The organism is Massiliimicrobium timonense, from assembly GCF_042850985.1.
Lineage (GTDB): Bacteria > Bacillota_I > Bacilli_A > Erysipelotrichales > Coprobacillaceae > Allocoprobacillus.
Window position 1 is genome coordinate 742,292 of the sequence record NZ_AP031415.1, and the last position, 20,467, is coordinate 762,758.

General features: G+C 30.5%; 16 protein-coding genes and 1 pseudogene. 15 read left to right on the plus strand and 2 right to left on the minus strand.

Going from position 1 to position 20,467, the window contains the following annotated elements:
- The first annotated feature begins 5 nt into the window (after positions 1-5).
- The 11 genes from ACGHJ8_RS03855 to ACGHJ8_RS03905 all read left to right on the plus strand — a co-directional run bounded on the left by ACGHJ8_RS03855 (position 6) and on the right by ACGHJ8_RS03905 (position 11,924).
- Complete coding sequence (locus ACGHJ8_RS03855) at positions 6-740, plus strand: hypothetical protein (RefSeq protein ID WP_390541776.1); 735 nt, start codon at positions 6-8, stop codon at positions 738-740.
- 2 nt (positions 741-742) lie between these two features.
- Complete coding sequence (locus ACGHJ8_RS03860; protein ID WP_390541778.1) at positions 743-1,678, plus strand: MucBP domain-containing protein; 936 nt, start codon at positions 743-745, stop codon at positions 1,676-1,678.
- Positions 1,679-1,852: 174 nt separating this feature from the next.
- Positions 1,853-5,443 carry a vWA domain-containing protein gene (locus ACGHJ8_RS03865; protein WP_390541780.1) on the plus strand — a complete coding sequence of 1,197 codons (3,591 nt, stop codon included), beginning with the start codon at positions 1,853-1,855 and terminating at the stop codon, positions 5,441-5,443.
- A 19-nt stretch (positions 5,444-5,462) separates the two neighbouring features.
- On the plus strand, positions 5,463-6,209 hold the full coding sequence (locus ACGHJ8_RS03870) for a hypothetical protein (RefSeq protein ID WP_390541782.1): 747 nt from the start codon (positions 5,463-5,465) through the stop codon (positions 6,207-6,209).
- 51 nt (positions 6,210-6,260) lie between these two features.
- On the plus strand, positions 6,261-6,749 hold the full coding sequence (locus ACGHJ8_RS03875; protein ID WP_390541784.1) for a signal peptidase I: 489 nt from the start codon (positions 6,261-6,263) through the stop codon (positions 6,747-6,749).
- Positions 6,750-6,842: 93 nt separating this feature from the next.
- Positions 6,843-7,472: a SipW-dependent-type signal peptide-containing protein gene (locus ACGHJ8_RS03880; protein WP_390541786.1), complete on the plus strand. Its 630-nt coding sequence runs from the start codon at positions 6,843-6,845 to the stop codon at positions 7,470-7,472.
- A gap of 35 nt (positions 7,473-7,507) precedes the next feature.
- On the plus strand, positions 7,508-8,119 hold the full coding sequence (locus ACGHJ8_RS03885; protein WP_390541788.1) for a SipW-dependent-type signal peptide-containing protein: 612 nt from the start codon (positions 7,508-7,510) through the stop codon (positions 8,117-8,119).
- Between the two features lie 57 nt (positions 8,120-8,176).
- Positions 8,177-8,677 carry a signal peptidase I gene (locus ACGHJ8_RS03890; protein ID WP_390541790.1) on the plus strand — a complete coding sequence of 167 codons (501 nt, stop codon included), beginning with the start codon at positions 8,177-8,179 and terminating at the stop codon, positions 8,675-8,677.
- A gap of 938 nt (positions 8,678-9,615) precedes the next feature.
- Entirely contained in the window at positions 9,616-10,467 is an 852-nt protein-coding gene (locus tag ACGHJ8_RS03895) for a PD-(D/E)XK nuclease family transposase (RefSeq protein ID WP_390541791.1), read from the plus strand.
- A 99-nt stretch (positions 10,468-10,566) separates the two neighbouring features.
- The gene (locus tag ACGHJ8_RS03900) at positions 10,567-11,394 is read left to right on the plus strand and encodes a PD-(D/E)XK nuclease family transposase (protein WP_390541793.1); all 828 of its coding nucleotides are present in this window, start codon (positions 10,567-10,569) and stop codon (positions 11,392-11,394) included.
- A gap of 173 nt (positions 11,395-11,567) precedes the next feature.
- Positions 11,568-11,924: a molecular chaperone Hsp90 gene (locus tag ACGHJ8_RS03905; protein WP_211961923.1), complete on the plus strand. Its 357-nt coding sequence runs from the start codon at positions 11,568-11,570 to the stop codon at positions 11,922-11,924.
- Positions 11,925-11,943: 19 nt separating this feature from the next.
- Here ACGHJ8_RS03905 and ACGHJ8_RS03910 read toward each other — a convergent pair whose 3' ends face one another.
- Entirely contained in the window at positions 11,944-14,517 is a 2,574-nt protein-coding gene (locus ACGHJ8_RS03910) for a cation-translocating P-type ATPase (RefSeq protein ID WP_211965330.1), read from the minus strand.
- Positions 14,518-14,740: 223 nt separating this feature from the next.
- Complete coding sequence (locus ACGHJ8_RS03915) at positions 14,741-16,612, minus strand: transglycosylase domain-containing protein (protein ID WP_390541795.1); 1,872 nt, start codon at positions 16,610-16,612, stop codon at positions 14,741-14,743.
- A gap of 110 nt (positions 16,613-16,722) precedes the next feature.
- Between ACGHJ8_RS03915 and ACGHJ8_RS03920 the strand changes: the two genes are divergently transcribed.
- From ACGHJ8_RS03920 to ACGHJ8_RS03935, 4 genes and pseudogenes are all read left to right on the plus strand, one after another.
- Positions 16,723-17,118 carry a DUF1934 family protein gene (locus ACGHJ8_RS03920; protein ID WP_087359327.1) on the plus strand — a complete coding sequence of 132 codons (396 nt, stop codon included), beginning with the start codon at positions 16,723-16,725 and terminating at the stop codon, positions 17,116-17,118.
- Positions 17,115-18,620, plus strand: a complete 1,506-nt coding sequence (cls, locus tag ACGHJ8_RS03925; RefSeq protein ID WP_390541797.1) for a cardiolipin synthase — start codon at positions 17,115-17,117, stop codon at positions 18,618-18,620. Before ACGHJ8_RS03920 ends, cls begins: the two co-directional genes overlap by 4 nt.
- A 189-nt stretch (positions 18,621-18,809) precedes the next feature.
- Positions 18,810-19,151: pseudogene (locus tag ACGHJ8_RS03930) on the plus strand (recombinase family protein).
- Positions 19,126-20,304, plus strand: coding sequence for an RNA-guided endonuclease InsQ/TnpB family protein (locus ACGHJ8_RS03935; RefSeq protein ID WP_390541799.1), 1,179 nt, complete (start codon positions 19,126-19,128; stop codon positions 20,302-20,304). Before ACGHJ8_RS03930 ends, ACGHJ8_RS03935 begins: the two are co-directional and overlap by 26 nt.
- Positions 20,305-20,467 lie beyond the last annotated feature (163 nt).

Consider the following 20,467-nt stretch of genomic DNA (forward strand, 5'->3'; position numbering starts at 1 on the left):
TTGAGATGAGAAAGAAATGGATAATGACTTTAGGGTTGAGTTTGACATTGATGATAAGTGTTGGACAAGTTCATGCTTATGATGAATCTCCTTTGATTACATTTGATGGAGATGCAGCAGAGTATTTCCAATTTAATACAAGTCAAGAAGAATTAACTGATCAGTTTATTGGAATGATGCCTGGAGAAAGTCGAAGTGAAACATTTACTTTGGTGAATCATGATTCAAGAGAAATGAGTTTTTATTTGAATACACAGGTATTAAGAGATTTAGGAGATTCTAATAATACAATAGGAGCTGTTTATGAAATTACTTTTTCAAGAGATGGAGAAGTATTCTATGATGGAACTGTTGGTGGTGAAAATGGAACACTTGTTGATTTAAGTGGTCAAAGCATGGGAGAAAACATGTTGATGGCAACTTTAGGAGAAAACCAACAAAGTGTAATAGAAATGACTATTGGAATTGATGGAGATTCAATGGGTAATACCTATCAAAATGCAGCTGGAGAATTACAGTTTGCATTTAGTGTTGAATATGATGATCCAGAAGTTGTAGAACCTACGATTGTAGAAAAAGTTGTACAATTGCCAGGTAAAGAAATTGAAAGAGTTGTAGCAGGAGTAAAAACAGGTGATTATTCAGTGATTGCTCCATATGTTATAGCATTGGCTGTTGCTGGTGGAGTGATGATTGGACTGATTGTCACAAAGAAGAAAAAAGCTGAGGAAGGAGAATAATCATGAAAACAATATTAAAGAAAATATGGGTTGCATTGGTATTTGTAGCCATGATTATTCCAATGAATATATCTACATCCTTTGCAGTCGATAGAGAATATAAAATTACATTTAAATCTGGATCACAAGGTGTCTTTGATGTCAGTGATTTAGGAAAAAATGCCACATATAATGATAAACATACATCTGTCACATATACAGTGAAAGCAGCTGATGGAACTTTTCCTGATGTTCCAGAATTAATAATTAATGAAGGATATAGAAATAATATGTGGAGTGATGAACTTCCAGTTGTTGGAAGTAAAGTCACTGAAAAACAGGTTTATGTTGCTAAATATACAAAATTAGTCAATGGTGTAGAATTTACTGTTAAATATGTAGATACAAATGGTGTTGAAATTGCGACACCGACAATCTATACAACAGATTTAGGTATAGAAGAAGTTGTGAGAGCGAAAACAGTAGAAGGATATCAACCAGACTCTTTACAAAAAAGATTAGTTGTATCAAGAGAAAATGTAGAAATACAGTTTGTTTATACATCAACTGAACAAGCAACTGAAGCACCAGTGATTGAACAGATTGTTTATGTTGAAGGTGAACCAGTATATGTAGATGTTGTACAACCTGGGGCAACAGTAGGAACTAATGCAACAGCAGGAACAACAACTGGTGGTGGAACAGCAGCCGCTGGAACAACAGATACAACTGGTGAAGCTGGAGCAGGAACAACAGATATTGAAGACAATGAAACACCACAAGCTGGTGTAGATGGTGATAATACAACAAATATAGAAGACAATGAAACACCACAGGCAGGTGCTAATGAAAGTGATACAAACAATACAGCATTATATGTTGGTGGTGGAATTGGAGCTGTTGCAGTACTTGCTTTAATTGCTTATTTATTAAGTAAGAGAAAAAAAGGTGAAGCATAGTATCATTTCTTTCTAAGATATATTAAATCTTAGATTGCTAAAAATTTTGGACTTATATTTTATGCAAGATTTTTAAAAGAATATTAAGTTGTGACTTTAACGTGACTTGGTCATTATATAATATGATCAGTAAAATAATTAATAAAACCTAAATTAAGATTGGGGGAAAAAAGAATGAAATTAAAATATAGCAAAAAAATGTTCCAAATATTAATAGCATTCATACTAATGATATCTAGTTGCTTTGCTGTTAATAGTGTTGAAGCAGCAGCACCAGGTGTTGATAGTGCTTTAAATAATGGGATGTTAATTTCTAAAAATGATGTTATAGATGATAATACATTTAATGATGACGAAGCTCCTACTTTTGTAAAGGATGATGGTACTACAGGTAGTGAACAAATTAATGGTAATGAAGGATTGATTTGGACAAATAAAAAAGTAAAAAAAGGATCAGAGGATGGACAGTTTGTTGTTACATTATCTGCAGTAGGATATAAGTATAGAATGGTTGATAAAAATGATAACAGAACTAATACTTGGAAGAATCCTATTGAACAAGATACGCAATTAAGTATAACTGAAACTATTCCTACTGATTATAGTTTAGTTGACGATAGTGTTAAAGTAGTGAAGTGGAATGGGTTAAATAATAATAACAATTTTTATTCATCTTCAGATAATCAATTTGCAATATCTTTTAATGAGGATGATATTATTTCTACTGGAAAAATATCATTTGATGTACAGGTGCAATTTACAGTTGAATATACTGGAAATCCTGTGATTAATACAGACTATCCAACAGGTACAGCTACAAGTAAGTTTATTCCTGCAGGAGATAACTATTATTACTATACTTGGGGTGTAACTAAATCACAGTATGGGCTAGAAGGTGTTAATTGGGATGCAAATGTTGATTTGAAAGGTATCGTTGATATAGAATCTTTTGATTTGTTTGATAGTAAAGGAGATCTTATTGAAAATGTTCATTTTAATAAATCAATTTGGAAAGATACTGGAGATTATCCTGATGGCATAGAAGATCAATATGGAAATACACATTCATATGAAAGAGTAAATGTTTTCGAAACATTAGGTAATACTGATTCAACTGTAATCGAATTAAAATCTAAAGGTTTTAAAAATTTATATATATATTTAGATAAAGAGAAAGGTGAAAATTTATATATTCAAATTGAAATAATCTATGATGATGATACTAGCAGAATTCTTATTCCTTCAGTTATAGAATTATCAAAAACAGAGTCTAATGATGGAAATCGTGAATTTGTTGCCTTTGAAACAGTAATAAAAAAAGATGATGCGAAATTAAGAGAAGAATTTATTCTTGATGAACAAGGTTATATAGTTAAAGAATTTGATAATCATGGAGTTATTGCTTTCTCAAAAATTACTGCTGATAACTTAAAACAAGATAAAACAGCAACATTAATTGATTGGGATGAAAGAACATATCAAATTGATTTATATGCAGCACATAATATTAAGGAAGTTAATAAAACTGCAGATATAATTATGATGTTAGATTTTTCAGGAAGTATGCCTTGGTTTGTTGATAGACCAACAGGTGGTACAACTAAATTGCATCGTATACAGAGTGAGGATAGAAATAAAGAGACTATATATAAAAATAAAGAAGGTAATCTTTTAGAACAATGGGATTATAAATATTATGTTCAAAGACAAGGAGAGGGAGACGCTCAAGAATATAAGCCAATTGTATATTGCAAACCTGATTGGTATGATACAGGAAGTAGTGAAGAAGAGTATCTAGAAGCAGGATGGTATATTGTTAAATCTAAGTCTACAGGTGAAAAGGTAATAGACGTTAATACAACTAGTAGAAAAACTACTGTTCTTGATGGTGAAGATATATATATACGTGGAGATAATGATCAAACTAAATTAGAAGCTTTGTACACTGCTATCTCATACTTTGTTGATAATTTAGAAGCGGTTTCTCCTGATTCAAAAGTGGCTATTTTAACTTTTGCAGGAGATGTAAAACCTAAGGAAAGTTCTATAAAATTTGAAGATGTGTCTTCTATTAATATAGATGAATATTTTAGTGGTATTTATCCACTTAGAGGAAATACTAACCAAGGATATGCTATGAATGTAGCTGCAAGTTTCTTGAAGGATAATGGATATTCAAAGGATAATACCTATGGTTTATTATTTACCGATGGAGATTATAGTAAAAGTTATGATATAGATGGTGATAATGATAAAGAATCATTTGGTGATGATTATCACTTTAAATATGCAGAAAATCTTCGCATCAATCATGTCAATACTTTATTTACAGCGGGTATATTTGGCGATACAACTTGTAGTGGTGCAACAAATCTAGAAAAATGGGCTACTGATGAAAGCTGTGTGTATATAGAGGATACGGCAAATGATTTGATAAATGCCTTTTCTGATATCTTTGGTAGAATCACAGTTCAAATTTCAGGAGTATCGGTAGTTGATTATATTGATAGCAGATTTGTTCTTATTGATGAGAATGGAACAGAATTACAACCAGGTGATTCGTTTGCTGGTGGTATCATTGATTTAGATGAGGATAAGAATCAATATTATATTACTTGGGATGATGTAAATTTGTCTTATGCAGAAGATGTAAAAACAGGATGGCATCAGACAATTTATATAAAAGCAAAAGAAAATTATATCGGAGGAAATGATATTCCGACAAATGGTGAAAATTCTGGAATTACTGTTGCTGATGATATCTTTGTAGAATTCGATAAACCACATGTTAATGTAAAAGTTGATTTTGTTGTTGGAAATAAAGAAGATACTATTTTCCTAGGTGAAACAATACCATCTTCAAGCATTAGTGATTTATTTGATGAAAATAAAGTATACAATTCAAAAGGTGTACAATTAACAATTGCACCGGACGGAACGAATTTAGATGAAAGTGATTTTGATTTAACATGGTTTACAAAAGTTGGCAATAATAAATATTTGGTTGTTGACAGTAGTAAAATTGATAATTTTAGTACGCTTAGACCTACTTCTAAACAAGTTTATTATTTACAAGTTGAACTTAAAAATATAGAAGCGACAGATGAAAATAGTGAGACAGAACAAAATACTAAAGGATATGATAACACTGAAGGTGTTTACTTATTAGCAACTAATGATCGAGATACTATAAATGATAATATTTATTTGAGTGATGGAAATAAAACATTATATAGTACGCAAAGTAAATATGGTGTCTATGTTGTTGATGTAGTAAGTGGAAGTATTACAATTAATAAAAATATTGATGGAAATATTGCTGATCCAAATACACAAGGTGATTCAATCTTCACATTCTTAGTTGAAGGTGAAACAGTATCTGGCAAAAAGATTCATGAATATAAAGTAATAAGATTTGATACAAATGATATACAATCATTTACAATTGATGGTTTAGAGAAAGGTACTTATACGATTACTGAATTAGACTCTATCAGATATGATTTAGAATCATTAGTTATAGATGATAGTACGAATGTAGTATTTGCTACGGTTGATAAACAAGTAACTTTCTATGTCGGACAAACTAGTGGAACTGATAAGACAACAAATATTAATGCTACAAATGGTGAAGCTACTTATACAAATAAATTAATTAATGATGAGAGCATTGGGGATACAGATGTTGTAACAAATAGTTTTGAAGTACGTGATGATGGAAGTGTAATTATTAAAAAAGATAATTACAAAGTAAGCCAGGATTAAGAAAGGGGGAAAATAATTCATGAAAAATATATTAAAAAATAAATTAAGTAAAAAAATAATCATTTCTCTCGTTCTTGTGTTATGTATTGGCGTTGGAGGTACAATGGCTTATTTAACTGGTTTTACAGATACTGTTGTTAATATGTTTACTAAAGCTAGTATTGATACTGAAATTGATGAAGATACGTCAAAAACTGATTTAACAAAGAATCCATCTGTTATTAATAAAGATGTAACTGATGCTTTAGTAAGAGTGAGATTAAGTATCTCATCTGATGAAGTAGAAGATCAATCGATATTTGAAAAATATTTTGGTCTAGCAGGTATTGATGCTTTTTATCAAACAGAAAATGTGTCTTATACTGGTCAGAGAACATCTGAATATTGGAAACAAGTAGGTGATGATAGATATAATTGCTATTATTACTATAAAAAAGTATTAACTGGTATTAATGGAGATAATCCAGAGACTGAGCCATTATTTGATAAAATATTAAAAAATGATAAAGGAACATATACTGTATTTTACGATGACGATGGTAAATTAATAGATCCGGACAAAAATAAAGAAATTTTAAAATACCTTAATTCTATTGAAATTACAGTATATCAAGAATCTGTGCCAACTAAAATTACAACAAAAAATGGAAATGTTCTAAATGCTGATCCAAATGGTGATGATATTATCAATGATGAAGAAATGAATACAGTATATTCTATATTTGATTATTTTCAATCAAATTCTGATACTAGTATTAATAATTAAAGAAATAGATAGAGATTCAGTAATGAATCTCTATTTTTAAAAGGAGAAGTCATGTTAAGGAAAATATGTAATGTTTTAAATAGTTTAATTTTTATATTTCTATTTGTTATAGCAGCTGCTCTTATTGTTCCTAATTTTATAGGATATAAGAGTTTTGCAGTTATAAGTGGAAGTATGGAGCCAAATATAAATGTTGGTTCGATAGTTTATGTAAAAGAAGTTGATTTCAATGATTTGAAGGTAGGAGATGTTGTAAGTTATCAACTTTCAGGAGATACAATGGTAACTCATAGAATTTATTCTATTGATAGGGATAATCAAGCTGTTATAACTAAAGGTGATGCTAATGATAATGTTGATAGTAAGGAAGTAACTGTTAATCAAATAGTTGGTAAGGTTGCTTTTACTATTCCTTTATTAGGTTTTATTACGATTTATATTAAAACACCACTTGCTATTGTAGGTGTTTGTGGAATTATAGCAATATTAATTATATTGAATTTTTTACCTGAAATATTCGAGAAAAAAGAAGATGAATAATTTTGAAAAAAGTTTATTCGTGTGACTGTTATGTTACCTTTGGAGTATATAATTAAATTATAAAATTGAATAATAATTAAGGGAGGAAAAAATATGAATAAGAAAAAATTAGGTATGACAATTGGTAGTTTAGCACTCGTTGGTGCAATTGCAGTGGGAGGAACTTTAGCATATTTATCTGATACAACTGATGTAGTAAAAAATACATTTACAGTTAGTGATGCTATTGATATTGTTTTAGATGAACAGGAATATAATAATCCTGTACCTAATCGTGTTCTAGCAAATACTTATGATGATGTTTTACCAGGTTTATCATATGATAAAGATCCTACTGTTACTGTAGTGAACTATGAAGTTTCACAATATGTTTTTATGGCTGTTAAAACAAGTAATGATGTTAATTATGTGGCTGATACTGTTGATTGGGAAGATGTATCTAAAACTGTACAGGCACCTGATGAATATAAAGTATATAAATATAAAACTGTAGTTAGTGAAGCAACAGAAGACTATAATCCTGTTGATGATGGAAGTATGAATTACCAAGAAGGTATTCAATTAACACCATTATTTACAGAAGTGACAGTTAATTCTGATTTAAATACTGGTTCTCAACAATTAAAAAATATTGAAGTAAGAGCAGCTGCAGTTCAAAGTGATGGATTTACTGATTGGGAAACTGCTTATGCTCAAATCAGCGCCGGATTATTAAATTTTTAAACTGCATAACAGGATAGTATAGGAGGTTAATTTATATGAAAAATAAAAAATTAAAGACATTAGTTGGTAGTTTAGCATTAGTTGGAGCTATTGCTGTGGGAGCTACATTAGCATACTTTACAGATAGTCAAGAAGCTGTTAATACTATTACTATGGGACATGTTGATATTGATTTGGAAGAACCTAATTTCCCAGATGATAAGGAAATTGATGATGTTACACCAAATCAAGAAATTACTAAAGACCCAACAATTATTGTAAAAGCTGATTCTGAGGATATGTATTTAAGAGCAAAAATTGAACTTACAGGTTTTGATGGTATAAAAGATGCTGATAAACATAAAGAAGAATTATTAGATCAGATTAATATTCAACCTGGATGGAATTTAGCAGCTGATGGATATTACTATTTCCAATATGTTGTTGGTAAAACAAATGTAGATCAAAAAATCGTTTTCTTTGATAAAGTAACAATTCCTGCTAATTGGGGAAATGAAGTTGCAGATTTAACATTTAAAATTAATGTTACTGCTGAGGCTATTCAAGCCGATAACTTTACACCAGAAACTAATGATAATGGTAATATTGTTGGATGGAATAATGTAACTCCAGAAACTTATACACCTACTACAAGTGATGCAGAATAGTATGAAATAGAAAAGTCAATTCATAAGAATTGACTTTTTTTAGAAAGTAGGAATGTGATGAATAGGAAATTTGTGATAAGAATGTTGAATGGGTTGGGTATTATGATTGTATTGGTAGTCATGGTTATTATGATACCTTTAACTGTACCTAAGTTGTTTGGCTATGAGATATATGGTATTTTGAGTAATAGTATGGAGCCTGAGATTATGACAGGAAGTATTGTTTATGTGGAACAGGTTAATGCTGATGAAATACAGGTTAATGATGTTATTACGTATAAGATGAATAGTGATTCTGATGTAGTAGCAACACATAGGGTTGTTTCTATTGAGGATGATGCTTTTATTACTAAGGGTGATCATAATAAGAGTGTTGATGCTCAACCTGTTGGTTTTAATCGTTTATTGGGTAGAGTTGTTTTGAGTATTCCTTTTTTTGGTAGTTTATCTTTATTTACTCAATCTAGTGTTGGTTTGGCTTGTATTATTATTGGTTTTTCTTTTGCTGTTTTTTGTTGGATTTTTGCTGATTATTTGAAGAATAAAAGGGTTTCTTGATTTTGTTGATGGATAATATTTGTTTATGATAGTTGTTTTGCACTTTGATTTATGGATTGAAGTGCTTTTTTTATGGAAATGTGTATTTGAAGTTATAAAAGTAAATGCAGATATAAAATATGATAAGTATTTGTTATTGTATTTTTAATATTTTTTTAGTTTGTTATATAGAAGTAGAGAGTATATTTGGTATAGGTTTATGATTTTGTTGTAGTGTTTTGATTTAATAGTTGTTTATGTTTTTTGTTGCTTTTAATTGATTTAGATGTAATGAATATGATGATGTATTTTAATTGGTTTATGAATGATATTATGGTTATTTTATGGAATAGATGTTATTGAGGAGAGATAATCAAGGGGAGTTATTATGGAGTCTAAAAAGGTTTTTATATGTCATTAAGAAGTGTTAAAATAAAGTAACTATTGGAATTAAGTAGAAAAGGATATAACCAAGAAGTTATTTATAAAGATAATTGATCATGTGTCATTAATAATGTTTATCATAGTGCTTTATTAGCGTTGGTTTTAAGAAAAGTTATTGCTATGAGATGTATAGAGTTTATTATTATGAATGCATAAGGAAATACAAAATAAAGAATGAATAAAGGTTGTTTGAAGCTGTATAAAGAAAGGAAGTATAGAAAAGATAAGAGAATGGATATGTTATTTGTAGAAACTGCATAAGATGAGATAAAAGCTTACCAAAGGATGTATGAAGCATAATAGCAAAGATGATATAGCACAATATTTACAATAAGCAAATATTGTGCTATATTTGTCTTAGAAAAAGATTTTTTAACTTTTTTGTCTAAATAAGAAGTAAAATGAAGTATTTATTGCGTATATATATAATAGAGGAACATTTCTTGGATTGTTTTATGACTCCTTAAATATTGATGTTGTTGTTAACTATAAAAATCAAAAAGGAGGAACGATCAATGAATGAAAGATATTTAGAAGTATTAAATAAATTAAGACCTATTGATGATACTTTTATGAGAATGATATTCAGGGATTATCAATGTGTTGAGCTGTTGATGAAGATTATCTTTGGTGAACAGTTTTCACTCAAGAGATTCGAAACGCAGGAAGACCATAAGCAAGTAGGCAGTCGATCGGTGGAATTGGATATTGTTGTATATACGCATGAAGGAGCAGTGATAGGTATAGAGGTTGAAACAAACAAAGACAATGCCTCACCATTAAGGGCAAGATATCATGCCAGTATATTGGATTGTGATTTGTCTTATCCAAAAGAAGGATGGAAAGAGTTTCCAGAGATATATGTTGTTTTTATATGTGAGGAAGATGTATTAAAAAATGGTAAAATGCTAGACCATATACAAAGATATCGAGAAGATGGCAATGTTTTTAAAGATAAGTTACATATCATCTATTTAAATGCATCAATGCAGGATGAAACACCATTAGGAAAGCTAATGCATGATATGCTGTGCAATGATCCTGATGACATGTATTATGAGGTTTTAAGAAAAAGAGTCAGTTATTTTAAAAAGCAAGAGGGAGGAAAGAAGACAATGTGTGAAGCATTAGAAGAACTAATTACTGAAGCAAAAAAAGAAGGAGAAGATATTGGTGAAAAACGTGGAAAATTAATAGGTGAAGAATACGGAGAAATTAAAAAATTAATGAAATTGTTGTTAAAGAAATTTCCAAACAAAAACTTTGAATGGGTGAAAGAGTGTAGTAAGACACAATTAGAAAAGATTGATGATTATATCTTTTTGAATATAAGCTACAGTGATTTCTATAAATTAGTTCATTCATGACTATCAAAGGGACTTTGAATCCCTTTGATAAGATAAATAATCGTTCCTTAAATATTGAAGGTTTAATCAACTATAAAAATCAAAAAGGAGGAACGATCAATGAATGAAAGATATTTAGAAGTATTAAATAAATTAAGACCTATTGATGATACTTTTATGAGAATGATATTCAGGGATTATCAATGTGTTGAACTGTTGATGAAGATTATCTTTGGTGACCAGTTTTCACTCAAGAGATTTGAAACACAGGAAGACCATAAGCAAGTGGTTAGTCGATCGGTAGAATTGGATATTGTTGTCTATACGCATGAAGGAGCAGTGATAGGTATAGAGGTAGAAAAAAGCAAGGACAATGCCTCACCATTAAGGGCAAGATATCATGCGAGTGTATTAGATTGTGATCAGTCCTATCCAGGAGAGAAATGGAGTCATTTTCCAGAAATGTATGTTGTTTTTATATGTGAGGAAGATGTATTAAAAAATGGTAAAATGCTAGACCATATACAAAGATATCGAGAAGATGGCAATGTTTTTAAAGATAAGTTACATATCATCTATTTAAATGCATCAATGCAGGATGAAACACCATTAGGAAAGCTAATGCATGATATGCTGTGCAATGATCCTGATGACATGTATTATGAAGTGTTAAAAAAAAGAGTCAGTTATTTCAAAAAACAAGAAGGAGGAAAGAGGACAATGTGTGAAGCATTAGAAGAATTAATTAATGAAGCAAAAAAAGAAGGAGAAGATATTGGTGAAGAACGAGGAGAAATTAAAAAATTAATGAAATTGCTGTTAAAGAAATTTCCAAACAAAAACTTTGAATGGATTAAAGATTGTAGTAAGACACAATTAGAAAGGATAGATGATTATATCTTTTTGAATATAAGCTACAATGATTTCTACAGGTTAATTCATTCATAACTATCAAAGGAACTTTGAGTTCCTTTGATATGATAAATAATCGTTCCTTAATATTAAAGATTAAACAAATTACAAAAAAATACAATTTAGTGGTGATTCTATAAATATTTTTGTTTGTTGGATGTTTTATTGATAGAAATAGTGTAAAATGAGTTTAAGGAGAATTTAGGAATATGAATAAAGAAATTTTAAATGAAGTTGTAGAGTTTTCTCATGAATTATTGAAGACACCAACATGTTGTCAAGAATTAAAGGATGTTGCAAATGAATGGTTAAATGCTATTGGTAGTGAAAATGAAAAAGTAATGACTGAAAAGTATGTTGCTGAATTAAAGGAAGATATTATGCCTATCGAAAATTTAATTGCTTTTGCTGATTCTAAGGCTGGACAAGATTATTTTGGTGAAAAAACTGCAAAAGATATTGTAGTACATAGTAAGGAAATTCAAGCACAAGGGGCTCAATATTGTGATTGTCCAGCTTGTGCTATTGTTGAAAAGATTCTAAAGAAATGTGGAGAAATAAAATAAGCAAGTCGATTTGACTTGCTTATTTTGTAAGCATTTTTCTTGCTTGAATAATAATTGTTGGTAATAATGCAAAACCATAAATGATGAATAATTGTGTAAAAGAAATAGTATGAATCATGAATAATCCATGCATTGCAGGTACAAATAGGATGAAATGAAGTAATCCAAATCCAATAATAAAGGCTATAATACTTGAACGATTTGTAAAGAAACCAATTTTTGTAAGAGGTTGATGGCTACGACAATTAAAACCATGTAATAGACGTGCTAAACAAATTGTTGCAAAAGCCATTGTTGATGCTGTTAAAGGATCACCTTTTAATCCTGTTAAGTAAGCACACATTGTACATATAGCAATGACAATTCCTTCATAACTGATTTGTAAGAATGTCGCTTTATTTAAAATAGAATCATTTGCTTGACGAGGTTTTTCTCTTAAGACATCGTTACGACCAGCTTCCATTCCTATCGCAATAGCTGGTAGAGAATCAGTGATTAAGTTCATAAATAATAAATGTACTGGGAAAAATGGTGTTGGTAATAATAGTAAAGAAGCAATAAAGACACAAATAATTCCTGCAAAGTTACCAGATAATAAATAGTTAATAGCATTTTTGATATTTCTATAAACATTACGCCCTGTAATAACAGCTTTCACAATTGTTGAGAAATTATCATCTGTTAAAATCATATTGGCAGCATCTTTAGATACTTCTGTTCCTGTAATTCCCATTGCAACACCAATATCACTTTGTTTTAAAGCAGGGGCATCATTGACACCATCACCAGTCATTGCGACAATGTCACCACGTTTTTGCCATGCTTTGACAATACGAATTTTATGCTCAGGAGCAACACGGGCATAGACACTGATATGTGTTAATTTTTCATCCAGTTCTTCGTCACTCATTTGATTTAATTGTTGACCATCAATAGATAAATCGCCATCTTCATAGATACCAATCTTTTTAGCAATACTTCTTGCAGTCACAACATGGTCACCGGTAATCATAATCGGTTTAATACCAGCCATTTTACATTTTGCAACAGCATCAGCACTTTCAACTCTTGGTGGATCCATTAAAGAAACCAGACCGACAAATGTTAAGTTATTTTCATCATCTAAAGTGATTTCATCTTTTTGAAAATCTTTATATGCAAAACCTAATACACGTAAACCTTCATTGGCATAATTTTGATTTTGTTGTAGAATTTCATTTTTATAACGTTCAGTTAATGTTTCTTTATGTCCATTGATTAAAATAGTAGAACATCTTTGTAAGATAACATCTGGAGCTCCTTTTGTATAAAGATGGTGAAGTGATGAAACACTCATCAGTTTACGATCAGAATCAAAAGGTAATTCATTTTGACGAATTGCTGAATTTGTAAATTCAGAATTGTTTTGAGTATGCATATGCACTAAATCAATGAGAGCTAATTCTGTTGGATCACCAATTCTTTGATCACCATTGATAACTGCATTATTACATAATAAACAAGCTTTTAAAAGAACTTCATGATCATGTTGATGACTATCTAATTCATTGATTTCTAATAATTTTTGATTTAAATAAAGTGTTTGTGGTGTCATTTTGTTTTGTGTTAATGTTCCTGTTTTATCACTACAGATAACAGATACACAACCTAAACTTTCAACCGAATTTAAATTTTTAATAATTGCATTTTCTTTGACCATCTTTTGAGTACTCATTGATAATACAATCGTTACAATTGAACTTAAAGCTTCTGGAATCGCCGCAACAGCTAAAGCGACCGCAATCATTAAAGCATCTAATAATGATTCATGAGCTAAAAATAGATTTAATGCTAAAACAATGGCACAAATAATCATAATTGCAATAGATAATTTTCCACTAAAATCATCTAAACTCTTTTGTAAAGGTGTTTTACGATCTTTGGCTTCATTAAGCATAGATGCAATTTTTCCAATCTCTGTATCCATACCGATACTTGTGACAATATAACGACCTGTTCCATTTGTGACTAAACTTCCAGAAAAAGCCATGTTTTTTTGATCACCCACAATAACTTCTTCATGAATCGTATCAATTGTTTTGTCAACACTATCCACTTCACCTGTCAATGCACTTTCATTAATCTGTAAAGATGCTGATTCAATAATACGTCCATCACCACTAACAACATCTCCCGCTTCAATCTGGACAATATCGCCAATTGTCAATTCATTAGAATTTAATTCACATAATTGTCCATCACGCAAAACTTTGACTTTAGGAATAGAAAGCTTCTTTAAACTTTCTAATGATTTTTCAGCTTTTAATGTCTGAACAGTTCCTAAAATCGCATTGACAATAATCACTGCCACAATAACAAAAGTACTTTCCAGCTGTCCACTTAAACCAGAAATAATCGCTGCAATAATTAAAATAATAACAAGTAAATCTTGAAACTGTTTTAAGAAAATCAAAAACGGACTTTCTTTTTTCTTTTCAGCAAGTTCATTTTTTCCATACTTAGCTTGTCGATGACTTGCTTCTTGTGAAGATAAGCCTTCCACAGTTGTATGGGTTTCTTTTAATGTTTCTTCAATACTTTTTTGATAATACATATTTTTTCCTCCATTCATCATCTTCAACAAACAAAAAAGACAAGTTCGCTAAAGATTGTATTCTTTAACGAGTCTTGTCTTTAAGATGCACCAGAATAATAAATTATTCGCGATTGTTGATTACATCACACATATTGTGAGACTACTCCCTCATTGCCATTATATTAACATACTCGTCAAAATATGTAAATAGAAAATCAAAAAACATCTTTTTTATTTGTGTTTAAGAGGATTCCTTAAACCAGAAAACAAGACCGTTTTCCTGATAATCGCCAGTGATAGGATTGATAGGTTTTGCTTGAAGTGTGTCTGTAGGTTCATACCATAGATTTTCTTTTTGCAGCTCATTTGCCATTGTCTGGAAAATGACTTTAGGAATACGGGTATCTGAAGTCATATTCATTTCTCGGTTATCATCATATCCCACCCAGCATAAAAGGGTATATTGAGGATTGTAACCGGCACATAAAGAATCGTAAGGTGTAGAACCGGTTTTTACAGCAAACTTTGTTTTAACAGGATAATTCATCATTGTGGGACTGGCATAGGAGTGAAATGATTTTTCAAAGGGAGCAGTTAGTAATTGACTAATCATAAGACAAGTATCTTGTTGAAGTAATTGTTTGTTTTGAGGCTCATATTCATATAAGACATCTCCATTGTTATTGGTGATTTTGGTAATGGTGTGAACTTCATTATAAATGCCTTGATGAGCCAATGTTGTATAAATGGATGAAAAATCATAGATATTGGTATTAAGTGTCCCTAAGGCCAGTGAGGGATGAGGAGAGATATGCTGGTATCCAAATGATGTGAGTGTATTAACGAGTGCCTGTTCTCCTAAAAACATATGCGTTTTAACTGCATAAATATTATCACTAAGAGCGATTGCCTGTGCCATTGTAACATCACCATAGGCATATTTTTTGTTGAAATTGGTAGGAGTATATGTTTTTCCATTTTCTAATTGAAATGTTGTCGGTTCACTTTTGAATTTGGTTGTCGGTGTAAAGCCATTTTCTAAAGCAATATAGTAAAGTAAAGGTTTCATGGTTGAACCAACTTGACGAGAAGCCTGAGTTGCACGATTGAATTGTGATGTCGCATAATCTTTACCACCAACCAAAGCCAAAACACCTGATGTTTGGGTGTTAAGGATAATACTGGCGACTTCTAGTTCATCGCGATCTTTCATTTGTTTATCTACAACATCATTGAGTTGTTGTTGAATTTGAGTATCTAATGTTGTTTGAATATTCAATCCCTGATTGACATATTCATCAGTATAAAACCCCAGTGTTTTTAATTCATTAATCACACAATCTCGATAATAGGGATAGGGACATTGAATAGTAGAAGATGGGTGGGGATTCAATTGAAATGGTGTTGAATATGTTTGATTCGCAATTTGTTGCGTAATTTGATTTTCTTCTACTAAAGCATCTAAAACGATTTTTTGTCTTGCTTTGGCTGCTTTTAAATCTTTAAAAGGTGAATAATATTCTGGACCATTAATCACACCAGCTAACATACTGGCTTCATTTAAATCTAGGTCTATAGGTTTTTTATTAAAGTAATAAAGACTGGCATTTTGAATACCATAAATACCATGACCAAAATAAACAGTATTGATATAGCCTTGTAAGATGGTATCTTTATTATAATGGGTTTCTAAACGAACTGTTAAGAAGGCTTCTTGTATTTTTCTTGACCATGTTTTCTCATTGTTTAAAAACATTAATCGAGCATATTGCTGGGATAGTGTACTGGCTCCTTCGACATGACCTTTAGCACTGATATTGGCTTTTATGGCACGTAAAATACCAACTGGATCAAAACCACGATGTTCATAAAAACGATGATCTTCAATGGCGACAATGCTTTTTAAAAAATAAGGTGATACATCTTTTAAGGCGACATCATTGCTTTGTTGTTGAGATTGATAAAATAATTTTTGATTTTGATCATACATTCTGATAATATGGCCACCATTTAAATCGGGGGCTTCAATGAAATAACTGATTGAATAAACACAGATCATAAAAACAAAACCTGCAATGACAATTCTTCTTAACCACTTGATTATTTTTTTCATGTCCATCACCTCATTCTTTCATTCTTGCCGAAAAAGATCATTCTATTCATTGGAGAAATAAAACGTGACTTTTCTTTTCAGATTTTGATATAATGGAGGCGGTGATAAAAATGAATCAAACAAAACAAGTTCATTATAAAGCTATTTTTAAACAAGGTGATGAAAAACAGACTATAGAATATAAAGTGGACGGATGGATTGATTATGGTCAAAAAACAAGACTACATTTTCAAACAGATCAGGGAAAGATTCAAATTTCTTTTGATGAGGTTGAAGTTCATCTACAAAATGGAGATTCACTGTTAAGATTTCATAAGGAAAAGAAGGTATGGAATCATTATCAATTACCTTATGGAACAGTGGAATTAAAAACAGAACTTCTGAAATTTAAAGCATCTTCACAGATGATTCAAATGAAATATGCCTTATATGATCATCAAGGAATGATTTCTATGGTTTATATTATGATTACGCTTAAAGATTATCCCATAAAGGTGGATGCATGAAGTTTCTCAAGATTTTTTTAAATCGTATTTTTATTTTTAGTATATGTATCTTTCTACAGATGATTTGGATAATTTTTGCAGGCAGGGAATTATGGACACATTATTCATGGATTTATCCTTTGATGTATATTATCAGTTTTCTTGTGGTTTTAGGTTTAGTGAGTAAAGATGAAAATCCTTCATATAAAACAGTGTGGATTATTGTCATTTTATTGTTTCCTATGTTTGGAGGATTATTATATTTATGCATTGGAAATAAGAAACCATCGAGAAAGATTAGAAAAATGTTAGAACCTGTTATGGATGAAATGCGTCCTTATATGATTTTAGAAGATGATGTCTGTGATTGTTTAGATCCAGATAAAAAAGATGGTTTGCATTATTTATCTGATTTAGGATATGGAACATATTTACAGACACAATGTCGTTATTATTCTTTAGGAGATTATTGTTATAGGGATTTGTTGAAGGATATTAAAGAAGCGAAAAGATATATTTTTATGGAATATTTTATTGTTTCTCAAGGTTTGATGTTTCAACAGATTTTAGATTTACTGAAAAGAAAGGTTCAAGAGGGTGTTGAAGTTCGTTTGATATATGATGATGTAGGAAGTTTGACAACTTTGCCTTATCATTTTGAAAAAGAACTGGAAAAGATGGGTATACAATGTGTTGTCTTTAATCCTTTTGTTCCTTTTTTATCGGTTGCGATGAATCATCGTGATCATCGTAAAATATGTATTATTGATGGATATATTGGTTATAGTGGTGGTTTTAATCTGGCTGATGAGTATATCAATGTGAAAATGCGTTTTGGTCATTGGAAGGATACAGGAATGCGTTTAGAGGGAAAAGGTGTCTGGAATCTGACAACGATGTTTTTATCAACATGGAATGCTTATCGACATCAAGATCAAAATTATTTGCTTTATCTTCCAGAAATTTTACCACCCATCCAAAATGATGGTTATGTGGTTGTTTATGGTGATTCACCTGTGGATCATGAAGAAACGGGAGAACATATTTATTTAAATATGATTAATCAGGCACAAAATGAGATATGGATTATGACACCTTATTTTATTATTGATGATACGATGATGAAGGCTTTTTTATTGGCAAGAAAAAAAGGTGTTCGTGTTCATATTATTACACCGGGTATTCCTGATAAGAAAAATGTATATCACGTGACACGTTCTTATTATTATTCTTTAATGAAAGCTGGTGTAGAATTCTATGAATATCAACCAGGTTTTTTACATGCAAAAATGGTTTTATGTGACCAGAGAATTGCCACTGTTGGAACGATTAATTTCGATTATCGTAGCCTTTATTTACATTTTGAATGTAACATCATGTTAACACAAAAGTCTGTTATTCAAGAGATTTCACGTGATTTTCAGGAAACCTTTACCTTATCACAAAAAGTCACACTCAGTGAGAGTCGTCGTTTCAAAGGAATATATGAAGCTATTTTAAGATTATTTGCACCTTTAATGTAGAAAAAATGTTGACTATATCGTTAAATATGATATTGTATTAAAAGTATGGAAGAAGGAGGGATTTTAAGCAATTTTAAATATAGAAATATGTGTTTATAAAATGAAAGGAAATTTTTTATGAACACAAATAATATCACAAATTACAAACTCAAAGATTTTGCAGAATTATGAGGTGTATCTGTTAAAACATTGCAATGATGGGATAGAGATGGAATTTTAAAAGCAAATCGTACCTCTACTGATAAAGATATTATACTTAACCAGTATTTGCGATTTAAAGGAATGCAAACAGAGAATGATATAAGAGATGTTGTTATTTATGCAAAGAACAGATTTGTTCGATTTGGTCTTGATTGGTTTGAAAAATTGAATACAGAAATAATTATTGTAAATAACGAAACTCTTTCACCAAATGAAGAGTTGGTTCAGGATATTATATCAGTTTTACATGTATTGAGTTGTAGATTATATGGTTTAAGAAAGTATAAAAAACAAATAAAAGAGGATGAGGAAATTGCTGAAGAGCTTTAAGACGGAAATAAAGCCGACACAGGAACAGATACAGAAAATAAACAAAACAATTGGAACTTGCAGATTTGTTTATAACTTTTATATTTCTCATAATAAAGAAAGCTATGAAACTGAGAAGAAATTTATTTCTGGAATGGAGTTTCACAAATGGCTCAATAATGTTTATTTAAAAGATAACCCAGAATATTTATGGATAAAAGAAGTCAGTTCCAAATCAGTCAAGCAAAGTATTATGAATGCAGATAAAGCATTGAGAAAATTCTTTAAAAAGGAAAGCGGATTTCCAAGATTTAAGAAAAAAAGAAAATCTGATGTAAAAATGTACTTTGTGAAAAACAATCCAAAAGATTGTTGGTGCGAAAGACATCGTATTCATATTCCCACTCTCGGTTGGATGAGATTAAAAGAAAAAGGATATATACCAACAACGAAACAAGGATATGCCATTAAAAGTGGAACAGTTTCCTGTAAGGCAGGAAGATATTATGTATCAGTTTTAATTGATATGCCGGAAACCGAGAAATCACAGTTAAATGACTTTGGATTAGGAATTGATTTGGGAATAAAGGAGTTCGCAGTCATAAGTAATGGTATTGTAAAGAAAAATATCAACAAAACAGCAAAATTAAAGAAGTTGGAAAAACAATTAAAAAGAGAACAGCGTCGTCTATCGAGGAAATACGAAGACTTAAAGAAACGCGATAAAACAATGAAAGGAGGAGCCACTAGACAAAATATACAAAAACAGGTCTTAAAGGTACAAAGAATTCATCATAGAATAGATAATATTCGTACAGATTATATCAACAAATGTATTAATGAGATAGTGAAAACCAAACCATCTTATATTGCAATTGAAGATTTGAATGTAAAAGGTATGATGAAGAATAAACATCTTTCTAACGCAGTTGCTTCACAAAAGTTTTATGAATTTAGAATGAAACTAGAAGTCAAATGTAAAGAATTAGGAATTGAATTAAGAATTATAGACAGATGGTATCCATCAAGCAAGATATGTCATGAATGTGGAAGTATTAAGAAAGATTTAAAACTTTCTGATAGAAAGTATAATTGTGAATGTGGATATCATGTAGACAGGGATTTTAATGCAAGTCTTAATTTAAGAGATGCTTTAACCTACAAAATAGCATAGTGAAGCAATTGTAGGTATGTACCGATGGCCTTAGTCGGGAATTTACGACTGTGAAGTGTACAAGAACTTGTGAGTAGCGTGTTATTAGTAACCGCAAAAACATACACGGTGAAACAGTAAGTAATGTTCGTGAGAACTTACAACATCTCGATATGGTTATATT